This window comes from Bacillus mexicanus (assembly GCF_050445615.1).
GTDB classification, from domain to species: Bacteria; Bacillota; Bacilli; order Bacillales; family Bacillaceae; genus Bacillus; species Bacillus mexicanus.
In genome coordinates this window covers 433,598-460,556 of sequence record NZ_JBCEYV010000002.1, presented here as the reverse complement: position 1 = coordinate 460,556, position 26,959 = coordinate 433,598, and the positions used below count along the sequence as shown (strand labels likewise).

Genomic DNA, 26,959 nt, shown 5'->3' with positions numbered 1-26,959 from the left:
GCCGGCTGTTTGGCTCGGCCGCCGGCTCCTGAAACATCAGGAAAGGGGTTAAACATGTGAGTATCAAACGTTCGGCGGTCCACACGCTTGCGTTATCGGCCGCTGCCATATTTGGAGTCGTCCTATTGCTGGAAGCTATCCGTGAAAATATAGGTTTCATGCAGATGGCTGCTGTGCTTGCGGTGTTGGTGATCGGTTTGTTTGCGCTGACGCTTGCCGTCGCATTTACAACAAAAGAACGGCTTTATATGGCTGTCATCTATATTTTGATCGCCTGTACTTTTTTAAATCATGCATTTTTCGCTATTCATTTCGGATTTTTTAGTTTGTTCCTTTACAGGCTTTTGCTTATTGCTGGGGGGTGCCTCCATGTAATCGGCATGGTACGGAGCCGGACACATATTGAAAGATGGAACGGTCTGCAAGTGAAAGGGATTTTGCTCTTTTTCGCCTTTTGGTTTATATACGGTCTTGTTTCACTGCTGTGGGTTAAGTCGGTCACAGCCGGGATCAAATATTTGGCCTTATTGGCAATGGGGATCGTATTCATTTACCTCATTGTCATGCACGTGCAAAAAATGGAGCGGCTGCTGATTGTTTATGCCATTTGGCTGGTGATGACAGTACTCCTGATGATCATTGGTTTCTACAATCATATCACGCATCATCATCTCTCGAGCTCTACGTTGTACAGCGGGCCGGAATATAAGCAGCATTATCCGACCTCAGTCTTTTTTAACCAAAATGATTTTGCAACCTTTTTATCGATCAGCTTCTTTTTTTACCTCACAATGGTGAAAAACATAAAAAATGGATACCTCAAAGCGATCGGTCTTTTACTCTCGCTCAGTGCGTTGTATTTAATTTTTGCCACCGGTTCAAGAGCAAGCCTTCTAGGGGTTTTTGCAGGTATTGCTGTCTACATCTTCATTGTATTGCCGCCTGTCTTAAAGAAACTGGCGATATGGCTGTCAGCGGCGGGAATCACCATTTTTGCCGTTCTTTTCGCCACCCGAATTTATTCAAAGTTTTGGGAGCTGTTTTTGGCGCCGCAGACGCTGCATTCATTTCATGACAGGCTTCCATCAAATGTAGCCCGGGCCAATCTGCTGAAAAACGCATGGCACTTTTTCCTTGACTCATATGGATTCGGAGTCGGCGCAGGAAATGTATCCTATTATCTTGAGCACCACGCTTTATATGATACTGACAATGTGGCAGAGGTACACAATTGGCTTGTTGAAATTCTCGCTAACTTTGGCTTGTTCATCATGCTGGGATATCTTGCTGTTTATGCCTACCTCATATGGGTGCTTTACACATTTTATGAAAGAAAATTAGAAAATCGGTCAAAACTGATCACAGAAGGGCTTATTACCGCTCTGGTCAGTTTCCTCGTATCCAGTATCAGCCCAAGTTCAGTTTCAAATTTATTTTTCCATTGGGTGTTTCTGGCGCTCGCCATCGTCGCTGTGAATGTGATAAGACGATCCAGACAGATGGCTGAACCGATGTACAGATAAACAGACGACAAAAAGCAGGGAGACTGATATGAACGATATATTGATAAGAATAGCCCGGCGCATTAAAAAAAATATTATTTGGATCATTTCAGTGCCCCTTATATTAGGTGCAGTAGGATATTTCCTGCCGTCGCAGATCGCTGATCCAAAGAGCTACACAGCCGAGGACACGTTGGCTTTGGGGAGCTATGATCATCCGGTTTATAACAGCACAGAGGAGATTCCGCTTCTGCTCAAGAGTGATTCTTTTTTGAAGGAGGCGCTTCCTGACGAAAAGGATGAAGGCTTGGCAGAAATCAAAGAAAAGCTAACCATCAAAACGGAATCTAAATTTTTACTGACATTGAGCTATAGCGACAAAGGCAAGGAGAGAACGGAATTCGTCTTAAATAGCATTTCTTCTGCCTTTCTCAAAAACGATCAAAAGCTGTATGCAGAAAGAGAATCCGTCATCCGCCGCAGCATAGACGCACTCGAAGGCGCGACAGTAAGCGAGGATTCCAAAGTGGATAAAGAGAGATTCTTGTATGAGCTGAAAAACACACAGCTCAATCTGAAAGCAGCCAGTATCACTGATTCTGAAACCGCAAGTGAAGCGTCAGCAGGCGGAGGAATGTCTCCGAAAAAGAAAGCGGTTCTCGGCGTTATGATCGGCCTCACGATTGCCTTTATGTTCGTTGTCATTCCTGAATTTTTCAGGGAATCCTTTTAAAATCATGCGATGGAGATGTGATCATGACCAAGTGGAAACCTCTCGTATCTGTCATTACGCCTTCTTATAATGCGCGTGACTATATTGAAGACACGATACAGTCAGTATTAGAACAGAGCTATTCTCAATGGGAAATGATTATCGTGGATGATTGCTCGACAGACGGCACACACGATATTTTACAGCAGTATGAAAAGTTAGATGAAAGAATTCATGTGGTTTGTTTGGGAGAGAACAGCGGAGCCGCGGTTGCGAGAAATAAAGCATTGGAGCGTGCTCAAGGGCGTTATGTAGCGTTTCTGGACAGTGATGATAAATGGAAAAAGGATAAATTGGAAAAGCAGCTTGATTTTATGATGAAGTGTTCTTGTGCGTTTTCTTTCACAGGCTACAGCTTAATGACACAGGACGGGACCCCGCTCGATAAATTTATTCACGCTCCAGAAAGCCTAACGTACGAGGATGCCTTGAAAAATACAATTATCGGCTGTTTGACGGTGATGATTGACAGGGAACAGACGGGACAGATCCAAATGCCGAATATCAGAACGCGACAGGACTTGGCCACATGGCTGTCTCTTTTAAAAAAAGGATTTACCGCTTATGGAATGAAGGAGTGTCTGGCTGAATATCGGCTTGTAGGCAACTCAATTTCCAGCAATAAGTGGAAGGCTGCGAAAAAAACATGGTTTGTTTACAGGGAGATCGAACGGCTGCATTTTATGAAAGCAACATGGTGTTTTGTTCAATATGCAAAAAATGCGGTCAAAAAAAGATTATAGCCGTAAGCAGAGAGAAAAGGTGATGAAGGTGGAAGGAAAAGAAGCAATCATTCATGTCATTGTTGCCACTGCTCAATGGGGGAAAGACCAATTGAGATACAGAAGGCACCGGCTGGCAGAGTTTTTAGCTGCTCAAGAGGAAACAAAGGAAGTCATTTGGGTATGTCCAGCCCCATATCCTGAGGGAAATGATTTGCAACAGGTTCATTCGGGTATCAGGCAATTTGCTGTCAAAGATCTGCTGCAAAAAAAAATATTTCGTTTTGGCCGATACAAAGATGTCTTTTACAGGCATAAGCTCTCACCATTGCTTGATGAGCTGGAGTCTGCTGCTGCAAACGGTGAACGCTGCTGTTTATGGTATACGTTCCCTGGATTCCCGCTGCTGTCCTCACTGTATCCTTGGGATCAGGTCATTTATGATTGCAGTGATTTATGGGCGGCGCCGATCAGCGGCCGTTCAAATCTGCTGTCTGAGTTCAGGCAAAAGGTCATTAAATCGGCAGAGCTGAGAATTATACATCGTGCAGATTCTATTACCTGTTCATCAGATTATCTTCATAAAGAAGTAGACAAAAAGCTGACTGCGGGACGAAACAAGGTTCATACCGTCGAAAACGGCGTGGAATATGAGTTGTTTTCTGCGAATAAAGCGATTCCTGATCGCAGCATATTACACGGAAGAAAAGGAACGGTATTAGGCTTTATCGGCGGGATTAAACCGAAGCTGGATTTTAAAATGATTGAAGAAGCCGCACTGCAAAAACCCGATTGGACATTTTTATGGGTCGGACCGGATGCTACAAACGGCGACGTTTCGTTCCAAGAACTGCTCAGGCTTCCCAATGTCATATGGACCGGACCGGCGGAGCCAAAAGAAGTTCCGCATTATATGGAGCTTATCGACATCGGCATCATGCCATATAAACAATCACCGTATAATCAAGCCGTATTTCCGCTGAAACTATTTGAATTTTTGGCGGCGGGTAAGCCTATCGTCGGCTCTAATCTTCCATCAACCTCAAAAATGCAAAAACCGTATGTATACGAATATGTTGAAGGCGGTCATCCGCTTGATTTTATCGCCGCGTGCGAAAAAGTAATCGGCCATAACGGGGATGACGCCTATAAAGAAATGCGCCGAAACATCGCCCGCGCACAGGATTGGAAGTGCTTATTTACAAAAATGATGAAATATACAGGGATTCAAAAACAGGCGTAGCCCTATAATTTGGGATGCGCGTTTTTTGATTATACATGTTTCTTTTTGATGAAGCTTGTTATAATAACTAAGGAAAAGGTATAATGGAAGGAACGGTTCTCTATATAAAATAAAGACTTCATTTAATTCCAAAGGAGACTTCTTTATGCTTGACGAACGCATGATTCGCATTGTTGTTGCGTTTATTGTCTCGCTGCTGACGGTTTTAATCATGACCCCAATCGTTAAAAGGATTGCGATTAAAATAGGTGCAGTTGACCAGCCCAGCAATCGAAAAGTACATGATAAAATCATGCCCCGAATGGGCGGACTGGCCATATTTGTCGGTGTGGTAGCAGGTGTGCTTGCATCCGGCATATACACAGAAACAAGAATGACAGCCATTACAGTCGGAGCATTCATTATTATTGTGTTAGGTATTCTTGACGATAAATTTCAATTAAGTGCAAAAGTTAAGTTTTTGGTTCAATTAGGTGTAGCCATCATGATTGTAAGCACTGGCTTAAAAATGGATTTTTTCTCAGTGCCTTTTTTAGCAGAACGATTTGAATTAGGATGGATGGCTTATCCGCTGACGGTATTATGGATTGTCGGCATCACAAACGCGATTAATCTCATTGACGGATTGGATGGCCTTGCCGCCGGTCTTTCAATTATCGGCCTGTCAACGATCGCTGTCATGGCGCTATCTGGCGGAAAAGTGCTGATTCTGTCACTTTCATTAGTTGTTATCGCGAGTACACTTGGATTTTTATTTTACAACTTTCACCCGGCGAAAATTTTTATGGGTGATACAGGATCACTTTTTTTAGGGTATTGTATTTCAATTCTTTCCTTATTAGGCCTGTATAAAAGCGTAACATTATTCAGTATTGTTATCCCAATTATTATATTAGGCGTACCGATTTTTGATACAACATTTGCAATCATTAGAAGAATTTTAAACAAACAGCCGATTTCGGCACCCGATAAGTCACATATCCACCATAGACTGATGGCCTTTGGCCTTTCCCATAGAATGTCAGTCATTGTGATTTATCTGATTGGTTTTATTTTCAGCATAAGTGCAATTGTACTGAAAAGTGCCACAATTTGGCTCTCTTTGTTTATTATCTTCATTTTAATCATTTTCATGCAGATCATAGCCGAAGTGACAGGACTCGTGAATGAAAGATTTAAGCCGTTTACGAAATTTTATAAACGGCTCGTGAAAAGGAATTAAAAAACTCCGGCTGATGTGCCGGAGTTTTTTTCTGCGCAAACAAGCCCGGTCCTCTGAGGACCGGGCTTGTTTTAATAGGATGAATCAGTTGTGTTGTTTGAGCTTGTGCTGCCGTCATTCGAATATGTCGTACCGTTAGTTGTTGTGCTTTCATCTGTGCTGGTGCTGTTTGTATCTGGAGTATAATGCAAATGCTCTTGGAGCGTTTTTCTGACAATCTCCAGATTTGTGGCGTCTGGTTCAAAATAATACGTCTTGTTCGGTCCTAAATACAAATCCGAACCTGTAATACTCAGCGTATCAATTTTTTTGCTGGCAAAACCGCTGTAAATCTGCTGCAGTGCTAAACCTTCCGTAATGCGGATATTGGTTTCGACATTGTCGCTGGCTTTTTCTGCAATTTTATCAATCTTAGCGATGTTGCCTACATTGGACATTTTGTCAATCAGTGCATTTAAGATTTGTTTCTGTCTGTCATTACGGCCAAAGTCTCCGCGTTTATCCTGTTTCCTCATACGTGCGTACGCCAAGGCTTCTTCGCCATTTAAATGCATTTCGCCTTTTTTAAAGTAGATCCGTTTGCTCTCGTCCACATCACTTTTTTCATCGAAATCGAAAGGCACATTTATATCAATGCCGCCAACTTCATTAATCACGTCTTTAAATCCGTCAAAATCAACTGTGACATATTTATCGATCGGGATTTGCAAGAAGTTTTCAACAGTTTCAACTGTCTCATCTTTTCCGCCTTTACTGAAAGCGGCGTTAATCTTTGTTTTGCTTCCGGTTGTATTACTGGCCAATTGCACCCGTGTATCACGCGGAATGCTCAGCATTTTCATGGTTTTATTTTTAGGATCAAGGGTAACGACAATAAGAGAGTCTGATCTCCCTTTTTGCCCTTTGGTCGCGTAATCCTCTATGCCCATAAATAAAATAGAAAACGGTTTTTTCTTCATATCTACAACTTGGCTGCGAAGATTTGATTTATCTCCGCGGGAAAGGGCATCGTATGAATCATCCGCAGCGTTAATGGTTTTATAAAGTTTATATCCTCCAAGTCCTACGACTACCAGCAATGCGAGGACAAACAATAACATGATTCTTTTTAAAATTTTCTTGCGTCTGCTTTTTTTCTTTTTGCGCACACGCACTCTAACACGTTCAGCCATTATTCAGTCTCCTTTATGTGATTGACGGCTTTTTCAAGGTACGTCAACTCCCCTTCTTTAATATCACTCTTTCCATTTGTCAGTTCTGTCATCCACTCAAAAAATGTTTTTGTTTCTTTTTCTTCCACATATGCCTCAAATTCAACATTTTCCGCGTAATGGATTTCCTTTAACAGAAATGGTGATTCTCTTAATTCATTTTCAATCTTGCCGAGCCAAGTATAATCTGCGGAAGTATGCATGACCCGCATAAGCTTCCGTTCTACAACACCTATATGATTCAATCCTTCAGACACTGACTTCCCATAAGCTCGAATTAATCCGCCGGCCCCAAGTTTAATGCCCCCAAAGTACCGTGTCACAACGGCGCAAGTATCCTTAAGTCCGCGTTTTTTTAATACCTCGAGCATCGGCACTCCCGCTGTACCGCTTGGTTCTCCGTCATCATTGGCTTTTTGGACATGATCGTTCTCGCCAATTACGTAAGCCGAACAATTATGAGTCGCATTCCAGTGCTGTTTCTTTATTTTCTGTATAAATTCCTGTGCCTCTTGCTCGGTAGAAACACGGCTTACATGACAGATAAAACGAGATTTTTCTATCACAATTTCGTGTTCTCCAGCTTCTTTCACAGTAAAATAGCTATGCAGCATGCTTGCTGACCCCCTGCTAAGCATAAAAGACTGTTTATACAAATTCGTACAGTCTTTAGAATTTTTGTGCGTATTTTGTTATCATAAAGACTAGAAGGTAAATAAAATTACTTTTTCTAGAATATACGCATTCTTTCATTATAATTCGACGTAATTTGCAGATCAATTACATTTATAATAAAAATATATGACAACGCCGTGACGGAGGGAAATTATGAATAAAACAAAGATGGATTCCAAAGTTCTGGATTCTATTTTGATGAAGATGCTGAAAACCGTTGACGGGAGCAAGGACGAGGTTTTTCAAATCGGGGAGCAGTCACGCCAGCAGTATGAACAGCTGGTTGAAGAGCTGAAACAAATTAAACAGCAGGTGTATGAAGTGATCGAGCTTGGCGATAAACTTGAAGTGCAAACCCGCCATGCGAGAAACCGGTTATCCGAGGTCAGCCGCAATTTCCATAGGTTCAGTGAAGAAGAAATCCGGACTGCTTACGAAAAAGCCCATAAACTGCAGGTGGAATTGACGATGATTCAGCAGCGTGAAAAGCAGCTGCGCGAACGCCGGGATGATTTAGAGCGAAGACTGTTGGGGCTTCAAGAAATCATTGAGCGATCTGAATCATTAGTAAGCCAAATAACAGTTGTGCTGAACTATTTGAATCAGGATTTGCGTGAGGTCGGACTGCTTCTTGCTGATGCTCAGGCAAAACAGGACTTCGGCTTAAGAATTATTGAGGCACAGGAAGAAGAAAGAAAAAGAGTCTCAAGAGAAATTCATGACGGACCTGCTCAAATGCTGGCGAATGTTATGATGAGATCGGAATTAATCGAGCGGATTTTCCGTGACAGGGGTACTGAGGACGGGTTCCAAGAAATTAAAAATCTCCGCCAAAATGTTCGCAATGCCCTTTACGAAGTGAGAAGGATTATATATGATTTAAGACCGATGGCCCTTGATGACCTAGGCTTGATTCCAACTTTAAGGAAATATTTAAATACAACGGAAGAATATAATGGGAAGGTCAAAATACATTTTCAGTGCATTGGTGAAACAGAGGATAAGCGGCTTGCGCCCCAGTTTGAAGTTGCACTCTTCAGGCTCGCACAGGAGGCTGTGTCTAATGCGCTAAAGCATTCTGAATCTGAAGAAATTACAGTCAAAGTTGAGATCACAAAGGATTTTGTGATTTTAATGATAAAAGATAACGGCAAAGGGTTCGACTTGAAGGAAGCGAAAGAGAAGAAAAACAAATCATTCGGTTTGCTGGGCATGAAAGAAAGAGTAGATTTATTGGAAGGAACGATGACGATAGATTCGAAAATAGGTCTTGGGACATTTATTATGATCAAGGTTCCGTTATCTCTTTGACTATGATTTGTAAAATAGAGCCAAAAGACATATTGACCGAATGCTAGCGTATATAGAACAATAATACAAGGAGGCGTGGCTTGTGACTAAAGTAAACATTGTTATTATCGACGACCATCAGTTATTTCGTGAAGGTGTAAAACGGATATTGGATTTTGAACCTACCTTTGAAGTGGTAGCCGAAGGTGATGACGGAGACGAAGCGGCTCGTATTGTAGAGCACTATCATCCTGATGTTGTGATCATGGATATCAATATGCCGAACGTAAATGGTGTGGAAGCTACAAAACAGCTTGTAGAGCTGTATCCTGAATCTAAAGTAATTATTCTATCAATTCACGATGACGAAAATTATGTAACACATGCCCTGAAAACAGGTGCAAGAGGTTATCTGCTGAAAGAGATGGATGCTGATACATTAATTGAAGCGGTTAAAGTAGTGGCCGAGGGCGGTTCTTACCTTCATCCGAAGGTGACTCACAACCTCGTTAACGAATTCCGCCGACTTGCAACAAGCGGTGTTTCTGCACATCCTCAGCACGAGGTTTATCCTGAAATCCGCAGACCATTACATATTTTAACTAGGCGGGAATGCGAAGTGCTGCAGATGCTTGCAGACGGAAAAAGCAACCGCGGTATTGGTGAATCATTGTTTATCAGTGAGAAAACCGTGAAAAACCATGTGAGCAACATTCTGCAAAAAATGAATGTTAACGACCGAACGCAAGCCGTTGTGGTCGCCATTAAAAATGGCTGGGTGGAAATGAGATAGTATAATACGAGACTTGCCTTTTACTAGGCAGGTCTTTTTTTAGGCTTCTGTTTCGCTTACAATAGAGTTATAAAGCAATAAGGCAGGTATCAAAGCTATGAAAATTGCAGTTGTAACAGACAGCACAGCATATATTCCGAAAGAAATGCGTGAACAACATCAAATACATATGATTCCTCTCCAGGTTGTTTTTGGTGAAGAAACTTATCGTGAAGAAATCGAATTGGACTGGAGAAGCTTTTACGATGAAGTGAAAAAACATGCAGAGCTTCCAACTACTTCTCAGCCGCCAATCGGTGAGCTGGTTGCTTTGTACGAGGAACTTGGCAGATCTTATGATGCGGTCATCAGTATCCATCTGTCCAGCGGGATCAGCGGAACGTTCAGCAGTGCATCAGCGGCTGACACCATGGTGGACAATATTGACGTGTATCCATTTGACTCAGAGATCAGCTGCTTGGCTCAAGGCTTTTATGCTCTTAAAGCTGCTGAATTAATTAAAAAGGGAGCATCATCGCCACAAGATATTATAAAAGAACTGGAAGAAATGAAAAAAACAGTTCGGGCGTATTTTATGGTGGATGATTTAGCCCATCTTCAGCGGGGCGGGCGATTAAGCAGCGCCCAGGCCTTTATTGGGAGTCTTCTAAAGGTAAAGCCTATCCTTCATTTTGACAATAAGGTAATTGTGCCTTTTGAGAAGATTCGCACACGTAAAAAAGCAATTTCTCGAATTTACGAGCTTTTGGACGAAGATGCGAGTAAAGGATTGCCTATGCGTGCTGCTGTTATCCATGCTAATCGAGAAGAAGAAGCAGCGAAAATCATTGAAGAGCTTTCTGTAAAGTATCCTCATGTAGAATTTTATAACAGTTATTTTGGCGCGGTTATCGGCACTCATCTAGGTGAAGGCGCGCTAGGGGTTTGCTGGTGTTTGAAATAACGTAAAATCTCCGTTTTAGCACCGGAGATTTTTTTATATTCTTATTTTGATTGCTGGACAGAAAATCTTCATTAGGGCAGACTGTCTCAAAAGGAGGCGGTGTAAGGATGATTGTGCCGAATGAAAAGAACATTTCTTTTTCAAAAGAATTACAGCAGACACTCCAAAGCCGTCACTTGCTCAGAAATGAACTCCCATTTTCTGATGAGCTGATTGAATGGCATATCGAGAATGGCTATATTGCCGCTCAAAAATCTATATCCATAAACAAAGGGAGGTATAGGTGTAATAGGTGCGGCCAAGATGATCAGCGGTATTTTTCTTTTTATCTCTCATCTGGAAAGCATCAGATGTATTGCCGCTCTTGTGTCATGATGGGAAGAGTGAGCGAGGATGTGCCTTTATATTCTTGGATAGAGGAGGATGAACCAAGCCGGCAGCCGATAAAGCTGGTATGGAATGGCAAGCTCTCAAGCGGACAGCAAAAAGCCGCCAATGTCTTAATTGATGCGATATCAAAGAAAGAAGAACTCCTCATCTGGGCGGTTTGCGGCGCTGGCAAAACAGAGATGCTATTCCCCGGTATTGAATCTGCCTTAAATCAAGGATTGCGTGTATGTATTGCAACACCTCGCACCGATGTTGTATTAGAGCTTGCTCCGAGACTCAAATCTGCCTTTCAGGATGCAGACATTTCAGCGCTTTACGGAGGAAGCGAGGACAAAGGGCGCTTATCTCCGCTTATGATTTCCACCACACATCAGCTTTTGCGGTATAAAGACGCATTTGACGTCATGATCATTGATGAAGTTGATGCTTTTCCATATTCTGTTGACCAAACTCTTCAATTCGCAGTTCAAAAAGCTAGAAAGAAAAACAGCACTCTAGTTTATTTAAGTGCAACACCGTCTAAACAATTAAAAAGAAAAATAATGAACGGACAGCTGCCTACAATTCGCATTCCAGCAAGACATCATCAGAAACCTTTACCGGAACCGCGATTTCTATGGTGCGGAAACTGGAAAAAGAAATTAAACCGAAATAAAATGCCGATAGCGGTAAAAAGGTGGATAGTGTTTCATGTGAAAGAAGGAAGGCCTGTTTTTTTGTTTGTTCCTTCCGTTTCAGTGCTGGAAAAGGCAGCTGCATGTTTTACAGGCAGCAGCTGCCGAACGGCATCAGTGCATGCAGAAGATAAGCACAGAAAAGAAAAAGTGCAGCAATTCAGAGACGGTCAGCTTGATCTCTTACTCACAACAACAATTTTAGAAAGAGGAGTTACGGTTCCCAATGTACAAACGGGTGTATTAGGGGCGGAATCGCCTATCTTCACGGAAAGCGCACTTGTACAGATCGCAGGAAGGACCGGGCGGCACAAAGAGCATGCGGATGGTGATGTTATTTTCTTTCATTACGGAAAAACAAAGAGTATGCTGGAAGCAAAAAAGCATATAAAAGAAATGAATCACTTGGCGGTGAAAACTGAATGAACAGACTAGCCTTTATTTGAAAACGTGGTACAGTATACTCATATAAACGCGATGAGGAGCTGTAAAAATGCTTGTCAATTCTAAAGAAATCGTAATGAAAGAACTGCTCGACCGATATATGGACCAGCTTCATATGATCTGCACTTGCCAAGTTTGCAAAAACGACGTATTGGCACTTTCTTTGAACAAAGTGAGACCATCCTACGTCACTGATCTGAAAAAGATTGCATTTAAGAAAGCTGAGCTGGTAGATAAACAAAAAAATACGGCTATGCTTGTCATTTTAGCTGAATCTGCTGCTGTGGTATCAGAGAGTCCAAGCGATTTATGCCAAACGAAGCTAGAGGAGGCACTCATAAACTGATCTGTCTATTGTGCGATTCGCAAATGTCTCAACCTGTTACATGGAGAGCCCTATTTTTATTAAAGCCCGACGAAAAGGTCTGTCATTCGTGCAGAAGCAAATTAAAGAAAATCACAGGACATGTTTGCATCCAGTGCGGCAGACCTCAGCCTGTATCTTCGGTATGCAAGGATTGCGAGGCGTGGAAATCAAGGGTTAGTCACAGATTGCTGCTCCGCCAAAACCGTTCAGTTTACACATATAATGATATAATGAAAGAAACGCTCTCCCGGTTTAAGTTTAGAGGAGATACGGAAATCATAAATGTTTTTAAAAGTGATTTTTCTTCTGCCTTTTCAAAGGTTTACCCCGATAAGCATTTTGTTCTCGTTCCTATTCCGTTGAGCAAGGAACGAAAAGAAGAGCGCGGATTTAATCAGGCTCAGCTCTTGGCAGAATGTTTAGATCGACCTATCTGTCAGCCCCTTATCCGCCTGAATAATGAAAAACAGTCTAAGAAAAAGAAAACAGAACGCCTGCTTTCAGCGTCTATTTTTGATACGAAAAACAACTCAGTTGAAGGTATGGATATCATTTTAATAGACGATCTTTATACAACAGGCGCCACTTTGCATTTTGCAGCCCGCTGCTTATTAGAGAAAGGAAAAGCCGCTTCAGTAGCATCTTTTACCTTGATCAGGAGCTAAATGATTTTGATTTTATGCCGATATAATCACTAGAAATTAACACAGGAATATTATCGAATAAGGAGAAGAAAGATGGGAGAACTGGCGAATTGCCCAAAATGCAATGCTCTATTTTTAAAAACCAATCTGCAAACCGTCTGTCAAGCGTGTATTAAGGAAGAAGAAAAATTGTTTGAGATTGTGTATAAGTTTTTAAGGAAACAGGAAAACCGGCAATCAACTTTGAGTCAGGTAACCGAGGAAACAGGTGTAGAAGAAGAACTGATACTGAAATTTATCAGGCAAAAGCGTATTCAAATCACTCATTTTCCTAATTTGGGATACCCTTGTGAAAGATGCGGGACATCAATTCGAGAAGGCAAGTTCTGCAAGGCTTGTCAGTCTGATTTAAAGGCTCAAATGGACCATTTGAACCATGAGGATACACTGAAAACAGAAAGGGAAAATAGTAGAAAAGACACATACTATGCCTATAATACCAAAAACAGCTGATTCCCTAAACTAACTGAAACGGCAGTCGATAAAAGGGTTAGATTGTTTAAAGACTGCAACGGAAAGCGAGAGGAATCCTATGAAAATCAATCAATTTGGAACACAATCCGTTAATCCTTACCAAAAAAAATATGAAAAGCAAGCGATGCACAAAACTGCTGCACAACCTCAAGATAAAATTGAAATTTCATCACAGGCTAAGGAACTGCAAAATGCATCCGATGCAGTCACTGGTTCACGACAAGAAAAAATTGCGCAGCTTAAAGCGCAAATTGAAAATGGATCATACAAAGTAGACGCAAATCATATCGCGAAAAATATCGTTAATTTTTATAAAAAGCAATAAAAAGGAGAAAGCCCATGTCAGCAAAGCCAATTATTGAACAATTGAAGCGACTTTGCGTTCTGCATGAGCACCTGCTCACGCTGTCTGAGGAAAAGACGGAAGCGCTCAAAGCCGGCAAAACAAAAGAGCTTTCTAACATTTTGACAAAAGAGCAAAAGTATATTCAAGCAATCGGTCAGACAGAAGATGACCGGATAAAAGCAACGTTGGCCTTTCTCGGATACAGCGAAAACAACACCATTTCCGCATGTATCGCCAAAACCGCAGGCAGAGAAAAGGCAGAGCTGGAACAGCTATATGAAGCCCTTTCTAACGTTTTAGGACGTCTGAAAGAAGTGAATGAGATGAATAGACAGCTGACGAGAGATGCACTGCAGTTTATCTCTATTTCGTACGATATGCTGGTCCCTAAAGAAAATAATTTCAATTACAGCAAATCAATTAAAGCGGAGCTTCCAAAGAGCAGCCGAATGAAGCTATTTGATTCAAAAGCTTAGCAGAAAGGAATTCGGAATATGACATCTACCTTTATGGGGCTTGAAACTGCAAGGCGGGCGTTAAGCGCTCAGCAGGCAGCGTTAAGCACTACTGCAAATAACGTGGCAAATGCCAATACTGATGGTTATACAAGACAGCGGGTCTCACTAGAAGCAACTGACTATTTCCCTGCTGTCTCGAAAAATATGGAAAAAACTGCGGGACAAATGGGAACGGGCGTCCAAGGGAAATCAGTTGAGCGAATCAGAGATATCTTTCTTGACTACCAATACCGTCTTCAAAACAACAGTGCCGGATACTATGACACGAAAGCCAAAGCTCTGTCCCAAATGGAAGGCATTTTTAATGAAAATGATAACAGCGGCTTGAACAGTGTGCTCAATTCATTTTGGAATTCGCTGCAGGAATTATCGAATAATACAAATGAAGAAAGCGCGCGTTCTGTTGTTGCCAAAAAAGGACAAGCTGTAGCTGAAACGTTTAATTATATTTCAGAATCACTTACAAATGTTCAATCGAACTTAAAAGAAGAGCTGAATACTACGGTGTTGGACGTCAATTCAGTGCTTTCTCAATTAAACAGTTTAAATAAGCAAATTGCACAAGTAGAACCATCCGGGCTTCTTCCGAATGGCTTATATGACCAGCGGGATTTGCTGATCGATAAATTATCCTCAATGGTTGATATTAAAGTCAGCTACAACAAATCAGGCGGAAATGCACTTGCTTCTGCTGAAGGAACTGCATCAATCGAAATCCTTGATAAAAATAAACAGTCGCTCGGGACTGTTTTGAACGGTGAAAATTACGAGGTTTCACAACTTGCAGTTAACTATGACAATGATTCTGGGTTAGTATCAGGTATTTCAATCGGAGATAAAGCTATACAGGTAGAGTCATTCAGCGGCAAGGGATCCTTTTTAGGACTTGTAGAGTCTTACGGATATTTAACATCAGACGGCAAAGAAAAAGGCGTATATCCAGACATGCTTTCCGATCTTGATAATATGGCACTTGAATTTGCGAAAGCCTTCAATGAAGTGCATAGTAATGGTTTGACCAAAAGCGGCGCACAAGGCGGGAACTTTTTTGACTTTACCGGCGGTGAAACGGAGCCTGCCAAGGGAGCAGCTGGCAAGATTAAAGTAGCTGACAGCATATTAGATTCAAAAGGCGCCAATATCGCTTTCTCATTGACTGGCGCAGCCAACGATAATGCAAATGCTACAAAATTAGCGAATGTTTTAACAGGTAAAATCACCATTAAAGGGAAAGAAACCAGTGTGTTAGATTATTATGCGGGTCTGATTGGCGAGCTGGGTATCAGTGCTCAAGAGGCGAATCGTCTGGCATCTAATACCGAAACACAGCTGAATGATGCGGACATAAACCGTCAGCAAATGAGCGCGGTCTCTTTAGATGAAGAAATGACCAATATGATTCAATTCCAACACGCATACAATGCTGCTGCAAGAATGGTGACGTTACAAGACGAAATACTCGACAAAGTAATCAACGGCATGGGTGTCGGAGGAAGGTAGGTAGAGGCAAATGAGAGTAACACAAGGAATGATCCAGCAAAACTCATTGAGATATATCGGTTCAAGCTACTCCAAGCTGGATAAGCTTCAATCGCAGATTTCGTCGGGAAAAAAAGTCTCAAAAGCTTCTGACGATCCTGTCGTAGCGATGAAAAGCTTAAAGTATAATACGCAATTGTCTCAAGTACAGCAATATAAAAGTAATGCTTCTCAAGCCTTTACCTGGCTCGAAAACACTGAAACAAACATTACTGAAGGAATTGACATCTTATCAAAGGTCAGAGACTTAGCTGTACAAGCTCAAAATGATACAAACGGCGAAGCAGAGCGGCAAGCGATGGGCGTTGAAGTGAAGCAGTTAAAGGATCAGCTTTTAAAAATCGCAAATACACAAGTGAACGGAAGATATATCTTTAACGGCACGAATTCAGACAAGCCTCCGGTTACAGATAATGGAAACGGTACTTATACAATTTCTGATACTGCTGATGTTGTTGTCAATATATCGAATAATATGACATTAAAAGTGAACTCAGATCCAAAATCAGCTTTTGGAGGCACTTCTGAAAGCGGACAGAATGTTTTTGAAATGCTTGACTCAATTGAGAAGGTACTAAGTTCAGGTTCAGCTGATGGCATGGACAACGTTTTAAATGATATTGATCAATTTTCTGGCGGCATGAGCGCTGAACGCTCTGATCTTGGAGCGAGATATAATCGTCTTGAACTTGTTAATACAAGGCTTTCAGCTCAAGAAGAAACAGCGACAAAAGTGTTGTCAGACAATGAAGATGTAGAACTGGAAGAAGTAATAACTGAATTTATTGCGCAGCAAAGTGTGCACAGGGCTACTCTGGCTGTAAATGCGCAAATTGTTCAGCCTACACTAATTGACTTTTTAAAGTAAGCGGCTCTCAGGAGTTCGCTTTTTTTATAGTTAGGAGGTAAAACGATGCAAATTCCTAGATTGATTATGCACAGTGTTCAAGGGAAAATTGGGTTAACAACAACGCCTGCCAGCTTGAAAATGGAGCAGCCGCAAGCCGATCTTGAGATCGAACAGCCAAGCGCGGAAATGGAAATATCGGTAAAACCAGGAAAACTCACGATTGATCAAACACAAGCATGGGAAGAATTAGACAGAAAACATATCCTCCAAAGAATTGAAGAAGCCGCCCAGCAAGGGCATGAAGATGTAATGGAGGGGATAGCTCGCATTGTACAAGAAGGAGACGAGCTAATGAGAATTGAAAATAAGGGGAATCCTATCGCTTCACAAGCAAAGAGGAACTCTGAGATGAAACAAATTCAATTAGGTGAGCGCTATGCTATTTCTATTTCAAGAGTGAAAGTACAATATACCCCGTCGGAACTTGATATTCAGATTACGCCGAAAAAGCCTGTGATCCAGGCTGAACCGAGAAAACCAATTGTTGAATATACGCCTGGAAACGTTCAGGTTGACATGCTTCAATACCCTGATTTAAATATAGATGTAGAGTACCCGAAAGAATCACTCGAAAAGTAAAAAGAAAAGGATCGTGAATCATGATCATTCATACAAAGTACCATGGCCAAATGAACGTAAAAGAAGAACAAATCATTCTTTTTGAAAACGGGATTCCGGGCTTTTTAGAAGAAAAACAATTCGTCATCCTGCCGCTTTCAGAAGACTCTCCATTCGTGGCGCTGCAGTCCGTCACTACAGAAAATCTTGCGTTCATCGTTGTGAGTCCGTTCATCTTTTTTAAAAATTATGAATTTGACCTTGATGAATCAACAGCTGGACTTTTGGATATCGATAACATTGAAGATGTAGAAGTGATGACGATTTTGACCATGGCAGAGCCATTCGAAAAATCGACCGCCAATTTATTGGCTCCCGTCATTGTGAATCGGAAGAACATGAGGGCAAAGCAAATCGTTTTACAAGACTCCTCGTATATGACAAAGCATCCGATTGGAGGAGAATCATGCTAGTTTTATCGCGAAAAACCAACGAAGCGATTCAAATAGGTGCTGATATTGAAGTGAAAGTCATTTCGGTTGAAGGTGATCAAGTGAAACTGGGAATTGATGCCCCAAAGCATATTGATATTCACCGGAAAGAAATATACTTGACTATTCAAGAAGAAAATAACCGCGCAGCAGCATTATCCAGCGATGTGATCGCCGCATTATCCTCACAAAAAAAGTGAGGATTTTTTATTTTTGTATTAACAAAATCAGAGACGATCCGATATTACTGATGTAGCCGGAGGAGGCGCAGGACTCTCCGCCGGTCAAAAATGAGGCACAAGGACGTGCCTAAAAACACATTCAGGGAGGAACAAAACAATGAGAATTAACCACAATATCGCAGCACTTAACACATTAAACCGTTTAGGTTCAAACAACGGCGCTAGCCAAAAGAACATGGAGAAACTTTCTTCAGGTCTTCGTATCAACCGTGCGGGAGATGACGCAGCAGGTCTTGCGATCTCTGAAAAAATGAGAGGACAAATCAGAGGTTTAGAAATGGCTTCTAAAAACTCTCAAGACGGAATCTCACTTATCCAAACAGCTGAGGGTGCATTGACTGAAACTCATGCAATCCTTCAACGTATGCGTGAACTTACTGTTCAAGCAGGAAATACAGGTACACAGGAACCAGATGACCTTAAATCTATCCAAGACGAAATCTCCGCTCTAAAAGAAGAAATCGGCGGTGGTACTGATGCAAACGGGATTGCAGACCGTACGCAATTCAACGGTAAAAACCTGTTAGATGGTTCTTTCGCTAGCGGAACAGCAGACCTTACATTCCAAATTGGTGCAAATAAAGGACAGCAATTAACAGTAAATATCGACAGCATGAAAGCAGCAGACCTTGGGACAACTGTAGCAATCAGTGATATCGATGTAACAAAGTTTGATACTTCATCATTCGATGATCAACTTGACGGAATTGATGAAGCCATCACTCAAGTTTCTAACCAACGTTCTAAACTTGGTGCGGTACAAAACCGTCTAGAGCACACAATCAACAACTTAAGCGCTTCTGGTGAAAACTTGACAGCTGCTGAATCTCGTATCCGTGACGTTGACATGGCGAAAGAAATGAGCGAGTTCACAAAGAACAACATTCTTTCTCAAGCTTCTCAAGCGATGCTTGCTCAAGCAAACCAACAGCCACAAAACGTACTTCAATTGTTACGTTAATGAGAGGCCCCTTAATGGGGCTTTTTTATGTTGACTCATCATTGAATATAGTCGATCTTTGAAGAGCATATGTGAATCACTTCATGTGATGCCAATATTTTAAGTTGGAATATGGGTGCTTTTGAATTATTTAAATGAATCACATCACAATGGAAGTTTTTTGAAAAAACAACTTGTATATAGATAGGTAAATAATAAAAACTTAGAAATGCTAAACATCCTATAAAATTTTCCGATATTTAAATTGTCAGGGTTGATAAGCCCTAGAACGAAGGACTTTTTTCAGACAAGGACGTCTGTCAGGTCCCAAATACATGGAGGTAATAGAAAATGAGAATTAACCACAATATCGCAGCACTTAACACATTGAATCGTTTAGGTTCAAACAACGGCGCTAGCCAAAAGAACATGGAGAAACTTTCTTCAGGTCTTCGCATCAACCGCGCGGGAGATGACGCTGCAGGTCTTGCGATCTCTGAAAAAATGAGAGGACAAATCAGAGGTTTAGAAATGGCTTCTAAAAACTCTCAAGACGGAATCTCTCTTATCCAAACAGCTGAGGGTGCATTAACTGAAACTCATGCAATCCTTCAACGTGTTCGTGAACTAGTTGTTCAAGCTGGAAACACAGGTACACAAGACGATACAGATCTTGGTGCAATTCAAGAAGAAATCGGTAACTTAGTTGAAGAGATTGGAAATGGAACTGGTAAAAACGGTATCTCCGATCGTACTGAATTCAATGGTAAAAAACTCCTTAATGGAGATTTCAATTCCACTGATGGAAAAAAACTCACTTTCCAAATTGGTGCAAACAAAGCGCAAAAATTAGATGTGAACATCGAAGCGATGTCATCTGACAAGCTTGGTGCAACTCAAGCTGATGGAACTCTTGTAACTGGCCAATCGGTTGCTGACATTGATGTAAAACAATTTGCTGCTGCTACACCGACTCTTACATTTGATCAACAATTAGACATCGTTGACGGTGCTATTAAACAAGTTTCTAACCAACGTTCTAAACTTGGTGCGGTACAAAACCGTCTAGAGCACACAATCAACAACTTGAGCGCTTCTGGTGAAAACTTGACAGCTGCTGAATCTCGTATCCGTGACGTTGACATGGCGAAAGAGATGAGCGAGTTCACAAAGAACAACATTCTTTCTCAAGCTTCTCAAGCAATGCTTGCTCAAGCGAACCAACAGCCGCAAAACGTACTTCAATTGTTACGTTAATTTTAAAAAGGACCTTGGCGTTTGCCGGGGTCTTTTCTTTTATATTTCTAACTTCGAATCATTCTCCAAGCTATTACTAACTCATGATATAATAACTGGATTCTCTACTAACTTTTTATAAATGTATGACCAAAACAAGAATTCTAAAACAGATGAGTTTTTTTCCAAAAATATGTGTAATAATATCGCGACTCAGTCGATATAAACTGTAGATTGGGGCATAGGGGATGATCAATTGAACATTGAAAGGCTCACTACGTTACAACCGGTTTGGGATCGATATGATACTCAAATACATAATCAGAAAGATCATGAGAGCGGGGTTCCTGTTCATCAAGTTTCACAGTCTAATCTCGCTGAAATGGTAGGGGAAATGAACAAGCTTTTGGAACCTTCGCAAGTTCACCTGAAGTTTGAGCTTCATGAGAAGTTAAATGAATACTATGTACAAGTAATAGAGGACTCTACAAATGAAGTCATCCGTGAAATTCCGCCAAAACGGTGGCTTGATTTTTATGCGGCTATGACTGAATATCTTGGCTTATTTGTGGATGAAAAAAAGTAGATGAGGAGTGGTTGAAAATGGTTACAAGAATATCAGGCCTGGCTTCAGGAATGGATATAGATGATATCGTATCAAAGCTGATGCAGACAGAAAAAGCGCCGCTTGACAGGCTGAATCAAAAAAAACAGACTCTTGAATGGCAGCGTGACAGCTATCGAGAAGTAAATACAAAAATAAAAGAGATGCAAGACTATATGTCTAAAAATACATTGACATATCCGAGTACGTATCAGAACAAAACCGTGACAAGCTCAAATGATTCTGTATTAACAGCCACAGGAACCGTAAGTGCGCCGAACTCTTCTTCTACCGTTGAAGTAGCAAGCTTGGCAACAGCGGCAACATATAAAGCTGATCATTATACAGGATATACGCAAGGTGATTATAATTTGGCATTTAACGTTACGGCGCCTGGCGAGACAACGGCAAAAACAGTCAACATTAGTGTGGCAAGTACTGATACGATTGATAACGTGATTTCTAAAATTAACAAATCAGATCTAAAGGTATCGGCATTTAAAGATAAAATCTGGAATGGTACTGAGTATATAGAAACGATTGCGTTTTCTTCTAAAGAAACGGGCGCAGGAGGCAGCATACAGGCAGCTGACTCGGCTACAGCTGATTTTATGTCTGGTCAGCTTGGATTTTCTTTGGACGCTGATAATAAGCTCACTGCTTATAAAGAAGGAACAAATGCAAAAGTCACCATCAACGGCTTTGAAATGGAGAAGCTGACAAACAATTTCACAGTTAATGGCGTGACCTACTCGATCAAAAATACAACTGCAGCCACAGGCCCTGTTACGACAGCTGTTTCTACTGATGTAGACGGGATTTACAACCAAATTAAAGATTTTGTAGACAAATACAATGAATTGGTTGACAGCATGAATGAAAAGCTGCAAGAAGAAAAATACAGAGACTATACACCGCTGACAAGTGAACAAAAAGAAGCCATGTCCGATAAAGAGGTAGAACTCTGGGAAAAGAAAGCGAAAAGCGGTTTGCTGAGAAATGATGCCAGCATAAGCGGTGGTACGAACCAAATGAGAACAGATTTTTATTCTCAAGTATCAGCAGACGGAAAAAATTATCAATTGACTGAATTTGGCATCACAACCTCAAGCACTTACCAATTGCGGGGACATTTAGAGATTAATGAAGAAAAACTGAAAGCGAAAATACAGGAAGATCCCGAAGGTGTTGCCGCCTTATTTACAAACGGATCGAGCAGCAGCGCTTATAATGAAAAAGGAATTATGAAACGCATCGGTGACACACTGAAAAGCACAGTGAAAAGCATTGAAGCAAAAGCCGGCAACTCGACAATGGGGACGAATAACTATTCAATCGGTAAAAATCTAAACACGATCAGCACAGATATCATCAACATGCAGGACCGATTGAACACAGTTGAAAATCGCTATTATAAAAAATTCAGTGCAATGGATTCTGCGATTCAAAAAATGAACGAACAATCGTCCTATTTATCACAGCTTCTTGTACAATAAATGTAATTTGGAGGATGACACATGGCGATCCAAAATCCTTATGCAGCCTATCAGCAAAATTCAGTAAATACCGCTACACCTGGTGAACTGACGCTTATGCTGTATAATGGCTGTTTGAAATTTATAAGACTAGCATCTCAGGCCATTGAAAATGATGATATGGAACGCAAAAATGAAAATCTGATTAAGGCGCAAAATATCATCCAGGAATTAAATTTCACATTGAACCGTAACATAGAGCTTTCTGCTTCAATGGGTTCGATGTACGATTACATGTATCGAAGATTGGTGCAGGCAAATATCAAAAATGATACAAGTATGCTGGCTGAGGTTGAAGGCTATGTGACAGATTTACGCGATGCATGGAAACAAGCCATTCAAAGTGAACGGAAGGACCGGCACGGATCAGGCGGAATGGCATGAATAACATAGAGCAGCTATACACTGAGACGAAGGGCATGCTGTCACACATACAAGATACACCGGAAAGCGATGAACTTTTAAAGCAAATTGAAGACTTTGTGACGAAACGGTCTGAACTGATTCAGGAGATTTCTCTGCCGCTTTCAGAAGAGGAGCAAGAGCAGATGAAACTTATCCTGACCTGGGATCAGTTCATTGTAAAGGAAATGGAAAGGCTGAAGCAGTCGATCGCAGGCGAACTTCAGAAAATGAAAAGAAAACGGACGATGCATACAACATATTTAAATCCTTATAACAACATCACGATTGACGGCAGATATTATGACAAGCGTAAATAGGTGAGTGTCTTGAAGAGCATTGAAGATTATGCGCTTTTATCAGCTTACTATCATCTTCTTTTCACTATTGAAGAAGGGCTGTGTTATTTGATAGAGGCTGAACAGAACCTGTCAAAAACAGAAGGGGATCGGATCTATCAAGATCTGATCCAAGCCTTTTTTTATTTGGATTCAACACATTCAACACTGCTCACTATTATGGACACGCGATGTGCTGAAATCTGTATTAAAGCATTTGACCAAATTTTTGCGGAGTTTGATCAATTGGTCTCTTTTTCTTTTCCCTCTCATACATTCTGTGAGTATTTAGAAGAACATTTTCTGATTCATTATAGACAATGGATGAGGTCTATTCATCAATGTATGGCACCCTTTGTCATCAATTAGGCGAGTGTGAGGTATTTGTTTCTTTCAATCAGCATATACATATACCTCCGAACCGCCAATACAGCAGGAAATATAAATATAATTCGACAAATTTCACTGAATATTCACAAAAAGTTAATGTTTCAACAGGAATTGTGAAGGGTAAAGAAGAATTAGATACATATCCTTAATAAAAGGGAGGCGTTCTTTGATGAACTACAACATCAGAGGAGAAAATATTGAAGTGACACCCGCGTTAAAGGATCATGTCGAGAAGAAAATCGGCAAGCTGGAGCGTTATTTTGACCATAACGTGAATGCTGATGTGAACGTCAACTTGAAGTTTTACAACGACAAGGAGTCTAAAGTTGAAGTTACGATTCCGATGACAGATCTGGCGCTTCGATCTGAGGTGCATAACGAGGATATGTACAACGCAATTGATCTCGCAACAAATAAACTGGAACGTCAAATCCGCAAGCATAAAACGAAAGTAAACCGCAAATTCCGTGAGCAGGGATCTCCAAAGCATTTATTGGCGAATGGTCTTGGCTCTGATACAGATATTGCGGTTCAGGATGAAATAGAAGATGAGGAGAGCTTGGATATCGTCCGTCAGAAACGCTTTAATTTAAAGCCGATGGACAGTGAAGAAGCGATCTTGCAAATGAATATGCTCGGCCATAATTTCTTTGTTTTCACAAATGCGGAAACAAATCTTACGAATGTCGTATACCGCAGAAATGATGGGAAATATGGCTTGATTGAACCGACTGAATAATGACAAGAAGCCTTCCGTGATGACTGCGGAAGGTTTTTGTTTTTTCTTATTTGCAAATTCTTTGGAAATAAGTAAAGGTATGATATGATAATGAGAGGTATACATGGACTAGTAAATTATTTACACATGACCGCAAACCAGACATGTGATGATAGAGGAGCGTTATAAATGCTTGGAATTTTAAATAAAATGTTTGATCCAACAAAACGTACGCTGAATAGATACGAAAAAATAGCTAACGATATTGATGCGATTCGCGGAGACTATGAAAATCTCTCTGATGATGCGCTGAAACATAAAACGATTGAATTTAAAGAGCGTCTTGAAAAAGGGGAGACAACTGATGATCTTCTTGTTGAAGCCTTCGCGGTTGTTCGTGAGGCTTCACGCCGCGTAACCGGCATGTTTCCGTTTAAAGTCCAGCTCATGGGCGGTGTGGCGCTTCATGACGGAAATATCGCGGAAATGAAAACAGGGGAAGGGAAAACGTTAACCTCTACTCTGCCTGTTTATTTAAATGCGTTAACAGGTAAAGGCGTACACATCGTCACTGTCAACGAATACTTAGCCAGCCGTGATGCTGAGCAGATGGGGAAAATTTTCGAGTTTCTCGGTCTGACTGTCGGCTTGAATTTAAACTCAATGTCAAAAGAAGAAAAACGCGAAGCTTATGCTGCTGACATTACCTACTCTACAAACAATGAGCTTGGCTTCGACTATTTGCGTGACAATATGGTTCTGTATAAAGAGCAGATGGTTCAGCGTCCGCTTCATTTTGCGGTAATAGATGAAGTTGACTCGATTTTAATTGATGAAGCGAGAACACCGCTTATCATTTCTGGACAAGCTGCGAAATCCACTAAGCTGTACGTACAAGCAAATTCTTTTGTCCGCACGTTAAAAGCGGAGAAGGATTATACGTATGATATTAAAACAAAAGCTGTTCAGCTTACTGAAGAAGGAATGACGAAGGCAGAAAAAGCATTCGGCATCGATAACTTGTTTGATGTGAAGCATGTCGCGCTCAACCACCATATCAACCAGTCCTTAAAAGCCCATGTGGCGATGCAAAAGGACGTTGACTATGTAGTGGAAGACGGACAGGTTGTTATTGTTGATTCCTTCACGGGACGTCTGATGAAAGGCCGCCGCTACAGTGAGGGGCTTCACCAGGCAATTGAAGCGAAGGAAGGGCTTGAAATTCAAAACGAAAGCATGACCTTGGCGACGATTACGTTCCAAAATTACTTCCGGATGTACGAAAAGCTTGCCGGTATGACGGGTACGGCTAAGACAGAGGAAGAAGAATTCCGTAACATTTACAACATGCAGGTTATTACGATTCCTACTAACAAGCCAGTTGTCCGTGACGACCGTCCGGATTTAATTTATCGCACAATGGAAGGGAAATTTAAGGCGGTTGCTGAGGATGTCGCACAGCGCTACATGACGGGACAGCCTGTGCTTGTCGGTACGGTTGCGGTTGAAACATCAGAATTGATCTCTAAGCTGCTGAAAAACAAAGGGATTCCCCATCAAGTGTTAAACGCCAAAAATCACGAACGTGAAGCGCAGATCATTGAAGAAGCCGGCCAAAAAGGCGCAATTACGATTGCGACAAACATGGCGGGGCGCGGAACAGACATTAAGCTTGGTGAAGGTGTAAAAGAGCTTGGCGGCCTTGCGGTTGTCGGAACGGAACGACATGAATCCCGCCGGATTGACAACCAGCTTCGAGGACGTTCTGGACGTCAGGGAGATCCGGGGATCACCCAATTTTATCTTTCTATGGAAGATGAATTGATGCGCAGATTCGGAGCTGAGCGGACAATGGCGATGCTTGACCGCTTCGGCATGGATGACTCTACTCCTATTCAAAGCAAAATGGTATCCCGTGCGGTTGAATCGTCACAAAAACGCGTTGAAGGCAATAACTTCGATTCGCGTAAACAGCTTTTGCAATATGATGATGTACTTCGCCAGCAGCGTGAGGTCATTTATAAGCAACGCTTTGAAGTCATTGAATCAGAAAACCTGCGTGAAATCGTTGGAAATATGATTCAGTCTTCTCTCGAACGTGCAATTGCAGCTTATACGCCAAGAGAAGAACTTCCTGAGGAATGGAAGCTTGACGGTCTTGTTGAGCTTGTCAACACGACTTACCTTGACGAAGGCGCGCTTGAAAAGAGCGATATCTTCGGCAAAGAGCCGGATGAAATGCAAGAGCTCATCATGGACCGCATTATGACTAAATATGATGAAAAAGAAGAAAAGTTCGGCGAAGAACAAATGCGCGAATTTGAGAAAGTCATCGTGCTTCGCGCCGTCGATTCAAAATGGATGGACCATATCGATGCGATGGATCAGCTTCGCCAAGGGATTCACCTTCGAGCTTACGCGCAAACAAACCCGCTGCGTGAGTATCAAATGGAAGGCTTTGCGATGTTTGAGCATATGATTGAATCAATCGAGGACGAAGTCGCAAAATTTGTGATGAAAGCTGAGATTGAAAACAATCTTGAGCGTGAAGAGGTAGTCCAAGGCCAAACAACGGCTCATCAGCCGCAAGATGGCGACGATAACAAAAAAGCAAAGAAAGCACCGGTTCGTAAAGTGGTTGATATTGGTCGTAATGCGCCATGCCACTGCGGAAGCGGAAAAAAATATAAAAATTGCTGCGGCCGGACTGAATAGTTCGCTCAGGCAAGTTTATTGACCGCGGCGCCTGCAGGCGTCCGCGGATCT

The 26,959-nt window shown here is 41.5% G+C and carries 30 protein-coding genes; 28 read left to right on the top strand and 2 right to left on the bottom strand.

Features of this window, described 5'->3' with window-relative positions; translation table 11 throughout:
* Positions 1–56 precede the first annotated feature (56 nt).
* The 5 genes from tuaE to AAGG74_RS11960 all read left to right on the top strand — a co-directional run bounded on the left by tuaE (position 57) and on the right by AAGG74_RS11960 (position 5,461).
* Positions 57–1,523: a teichuronic acid biosynthesis protein TuaE gene (tuaE, locus tag AAGG74_RS11980; protein ID WP_429675598.1), complete on the top strand. Its 1,467-nt coding sequence runs from the start codon at positions 57–59 to the stop codon at positions 1,521–1,523.
* Positions 1,524–1,551: 28 nt separating this feature from the next.
* Entirely contained in the window at positions 1,552–2,235 is a 684-nt protein-coding gene (gene tuaF / locus AAGG74_RS11975) for a teichuronic acid biosynthesis protein TuaF (RefSeq protein ID WP_429675596.1), read from the top strand.
* A 23-nt stretch (positions 2,236–2,258) separates the two neighbouring features.
* Positions 2,259–3,017, top strand: coding sequence for a teichuronic acid biosynthesis protein TuaG (gene tuaG / locus AAGG74_RS11970; protein WP_429675595.1), 759 nt, complete (start codon positions 2,259–2,261; stop codon positions 3,015–3,017).
* Between the two features lie 28 nt (positions 3,018–3,045).
* Entirely contained in the window at positions 3,046–4,239 is a 1,194-nt protein-coding gene (gene tuaH, locus AAGG74_RS11965) for a teichuronic acid biosynthesis protein TuaH (RefSeq protein ID WP_429675907.1), read from the top strand.
* A 145-nt stretch (positions 4,240–4,384) separates the two neighbouring features.
* A complete protein-coding gene (locus AAGG74_RS11960) occupies positions 4,385–5,461 on the top strand; it encodes an MraY family glycosyltransferase (protein ID WP_162103966.1) in 1,077 nt (358 codons plus the stop codon).
* 71 nt (positions 5,462–5,532) lie between these two features.
* Here AAGG74_RS11960 and AAGG74_RS11955 read toward each other — a convergent pair whose 3' ends face one another.
* Positions 5,533–6,633 carry an LCP family protein gene (locus tag AAGG74_RS11955; RefSeq protein ID WP_162103967.1) on the bottom strand — a complete coding sequence of 367 codons (1,101 nt, stop codon included), beginning with the start codon at positions 6,631–6,633 and terminating at the stop codon, positions 5,533–5,535.
* On the bottom strand, positions 6,633–7,286 hold the full coding sequence (locus AAGG74_RS11950) for a YigZ family protein (protein WP_162103968.1): 654 nt from the start codon (positions 7,284–7,286) through the stop codon (positions 6,633–6,635). The genes AAGG74_RS11955 and AAGG74_RS11950 overlap by 1 nt, the downstream gene beginning before the upstream one ends.
* A 214-nt stretch (positions 7,287–7,500) precedes the next feature.
* Between AAGG74_RS11950 and degS the strand changes: the two genes are divergently transcribed.
* The 23 genes from degS (at position 7,501) to secA (ending at position 26,908) form a co-directional block, all read left to right on the top strand.
* The gene (gene degS / locus AAGG74_RS11945; protein ID WP_162103969.1) at positions 7,501–8,658 is read left to right on the top strand and encodes a two-component sensor histidine kinase DegS; all 1,158 of its coding nucleotides are present in this window, start codon (positions 7,501–7,503) and stop codon (positions 8,656–8,658) included.
* 82 nt (positions 8,659–8,740) lie between these two features.
* Complete coding sequence (gene degU / locus AAGG74_RS11940) at positions 8,741–9,430, top strand: two-component system response regulator DegU (RefSeq protein WP_003219701.1); 690 nt, start codon at positions 8,741–8,743, stop codon at positions 9,428–9,430.
* A 97-nt stretch (positions 9,431–9,527) separates the two neighbouring features.
* Positions 9,528–10,373 carry a DegV family protein gene (locus AAGG74_RS11935; protein ID WP_162103970.1) on the top strand — a complete coding sequence of 282 codons (846 nt, stop codon included), beginning with the start codon at positions 9,528–9,530 and terminating at the stop codon, positions 10,371–10,373.
* Positions 10,374–10,480: 107 nt separating this feature from the next.
* Positions 10,481–11,863, top strand: a complete 1,383-nt coding sequence (gene comFA / locus AAGG74_RS11930) for an ATP-dependent helicase ComFA (protein WP_429675593.1) — start codon at positions 10,481–10,483, stop codon at positions 11,861–11,863.
* 67 nt (positions 11,864–11,930) lie between these two features.
* Positions 11,931–12,227 (top strand): late competence protein ComFB, encoded by a 297-nt coding sequence (gene comFB, locus AAGG74_RS11925; protein ID WP_162103972.1) that lies wholly within the window; start codon positions 11,931–11,933, stop codon positions 12,225–12,227.
* Positions 12,191–12,913 carry a double zinc ribbon domain-containing protein gene (locus tag AAGG74_RS11920; RefSeq protein ID WP_429675592.1) on the top strand — a complete coding sequence of 241 codons (723 nt, stop codon included), beginning with the start codon at positions 12,191–12,193 and terminating at the stop codon, positions 12,911–12,913. Before comFB ends, AAGG74_RS11920 begins: the two co-directional genes overlap by 37 nt.
* Positions 12,914–12,985: 72 nt before the next feature.
* Complete coding sequence (locus tag AAGG74_RS11915; protein WP_162103974.1) at positions 12,986–13,405, top strand: TIGR03826 family flagellar region protein; 420 nt, start codon at positions 12,986–12,988, stop codon at positions 13,403–13,405.
* Positions 13,406–13,484: 79 nt separating this feature from the next.
* The gene (gene flgM / locus AAGG74_RS11910; RefSeq protein WP_162103975.1) at positions 13,485–13,751 is read left to right on the top strand and encodes a flagellar biosynthesis anti-sigma factor FlgM; all 267 of its coding nucleotides are present in this window, start codon (positions 13,485–13,487) and stop codon (positions 13,749–13,751) included.
* Positions 13,752–13,765: 14 nt separating this feature from the next.
* The gene (gene flgN, locus AAGG74_RS11905) at positions 13,766–14,248 is read left to right on the top strand and encodes a flagellar protein FlgN (RefSeq protein ID WP_429675591.1); all 483 of its coding nucleotides are present in this window, start codon (positions 13,766–13,768) and stop codon (positions 14,246–14,248) included.
* A gap of 18 nt (positions 14,249–14,266) precedes the next feature.
* The gene (flgK, locus tag AAGG74_RS11900) at positions 14,267–15,790 is read left to right on the top strand and encodes a flagellar hook-associated protein FlgK (protein ID WP_225493249.1); all 1,524 of its coding nucleotides are present in this window, start codon (positions 14,267–14,269) and stop codon (positions 15,788–15,790) included.
* 10 nt (positions 15,791–15,800) lie between these two features.
* Entirely contained in the window at positions 15,801–16,697 is an 897-nt protein-coding gene (flgL, locus tag AAGG74_RS11895; protein ID WP_162103978.1) for a flagellar hook-associated protein FlgL, read from the top strand.
* Positions 16,698–16,742: 45 nt separating this feature from the next.
* Entirely contained in the window at positions 16,743–17,318 is a 576-nt protein-coding gene (locus tag AAGG74_RS11890; RefSeq protein ID WP_162103979.1) for a DUF6470 family protein, read from the top strand.
* Positions 17,319–17,338: 20 nt separating this feature from the next.
* Positions 17,339–17,770, top strand: a complete 432-nt coding sequence (fliW, locus tag AAGG74_RS11885) for a flagellar assembly protein FliW (RefSeq protein ID WP_162103980.1) — start codon at positions 17,339–17,341, stop codon at positions 17,768–17,770.
* The gene (gene csrA / locus AAGG74_RS11880) at positions 17,764–17,988 is read left to right on the top strand and encodes a carbon storage regulator CsrA (RefSeq protein ID WP_429675590.1); all 225 of its coding nucleotides are present in this window, start codon (positions 17,764–17,766) and stop codon (positions 17,986–17,988) included. Before fliW ends, csrA begins: the two co-directional genes overlap by 7 nt.
* A 139-nt stretch (positions 17,989–18,127) precedes the next feature.
* On the top strand, positions 18,128–18,991 hold the full coding sequence (gene hag, locus AAGG74_RS11875; protein ID WP_162103982.1) for a flagellin Hag: 864 nt from the start codon (positions 18,128–18,130) through the stop codon (positions 18,989–18,991).
* 330 nt (positions 18,992–19,321) lie between these two features.
* Positions 19,322–20,227: a flagellin Hag gene (hag, locus tag AAGG74_RS11870; RefSeq protein ID WP_429675589.1), complete on the top strand. Its 906-nt coding sequence runs from the start codon at positions 19,322–19,324 to the stop codon at positions 20,225–20,227.
* Between the two features lie 235 nt (positions 20,228–20,462).
* Positions 20,463–20,792 carry a flagellar protein FlaG gene (flaG, locus tag AAGG74_RS11865; protein ID WP_162104175.1) on the top strand — a complete coding sequence of 110 codons (330 nt, stop codon included), beginning with the start codon at positions 20,463–20,465 and terminating at the stop codon, positions 20,790–20,792.
* A 17-nt stretch (positions 20,793–20,809) separates the two neighbouring features.
* Positions 20,810–22,306, top strand: a complete 1,497-nt coding sequence (locus AAGG74_RS11860; RefSeq protein ID WP_162104176.1) for a flagellar hook-associated protein 2 — start codon at positions 20,810–20,812, stop codon at positions 22,304–22,306.
* Positions 22,307–22,327: 21 nt separating this feature from the next.
* On the top strand, positions 22,328–22,729 hold the full coding sequence (fliS, locus tag AAGG74_RS11855; RefSeq protein WP_162104177.1) for a flagellar export chaperone FliS: 402 nt from the start codon (positions 22,328–22,330) through the stop codon (positions 22,727–22,729).
* Entirely contained in the window at positions 22,726–23,067 is a 342-nt protein-coding gene (gene fliT / locus AAGG74_RS11850; protein WP_162104178.1) for a flagellar protein FliT, read from the top strand. The genes fliS and fliT overlap by 4 nt, the downstream gene beginning before the upstream one ends.
* A gap of 9 nt (positions 23,068–23,076) precedes the next feature.
* Positions 23,077–23,454, top strand: a complete 378-nt coding sequence (locus AAGG74_RS11845; RefSeq protein ID WP_429675588.1) for a DUF8042 domain-containing protein — start codon at positions 23,077–23,079, stop codon at positions 23,452–23,454.
* 190 nt (positions 23,455–23,644) lie between these two features.
* Positions 23,645–24,214, top strand: a complete 570-nt coding sequence (hpf, locus tag AAGG74_RS11840; RefSeq protein ID WP_162104180.1) for a ribosome hibernation promotion factor — start codon at positions 23,645–23,647, stop codon at positions 24,212–24,214.
* 168 nt (positions 24,215–24,382) lie between these two features.
* Entirely contained in the window at positions 24,383–26,908 is a 2,526-nt protein-coding gene (secA, locus tag AAGG74_RS11835) for a preprotein translocase subunit SecA (RefSeq protein WP_162104181.1), read from the top strand.
* The last annotated feature ends 51 nt before the right edge of the window (positions 26,909–26,959 follow it).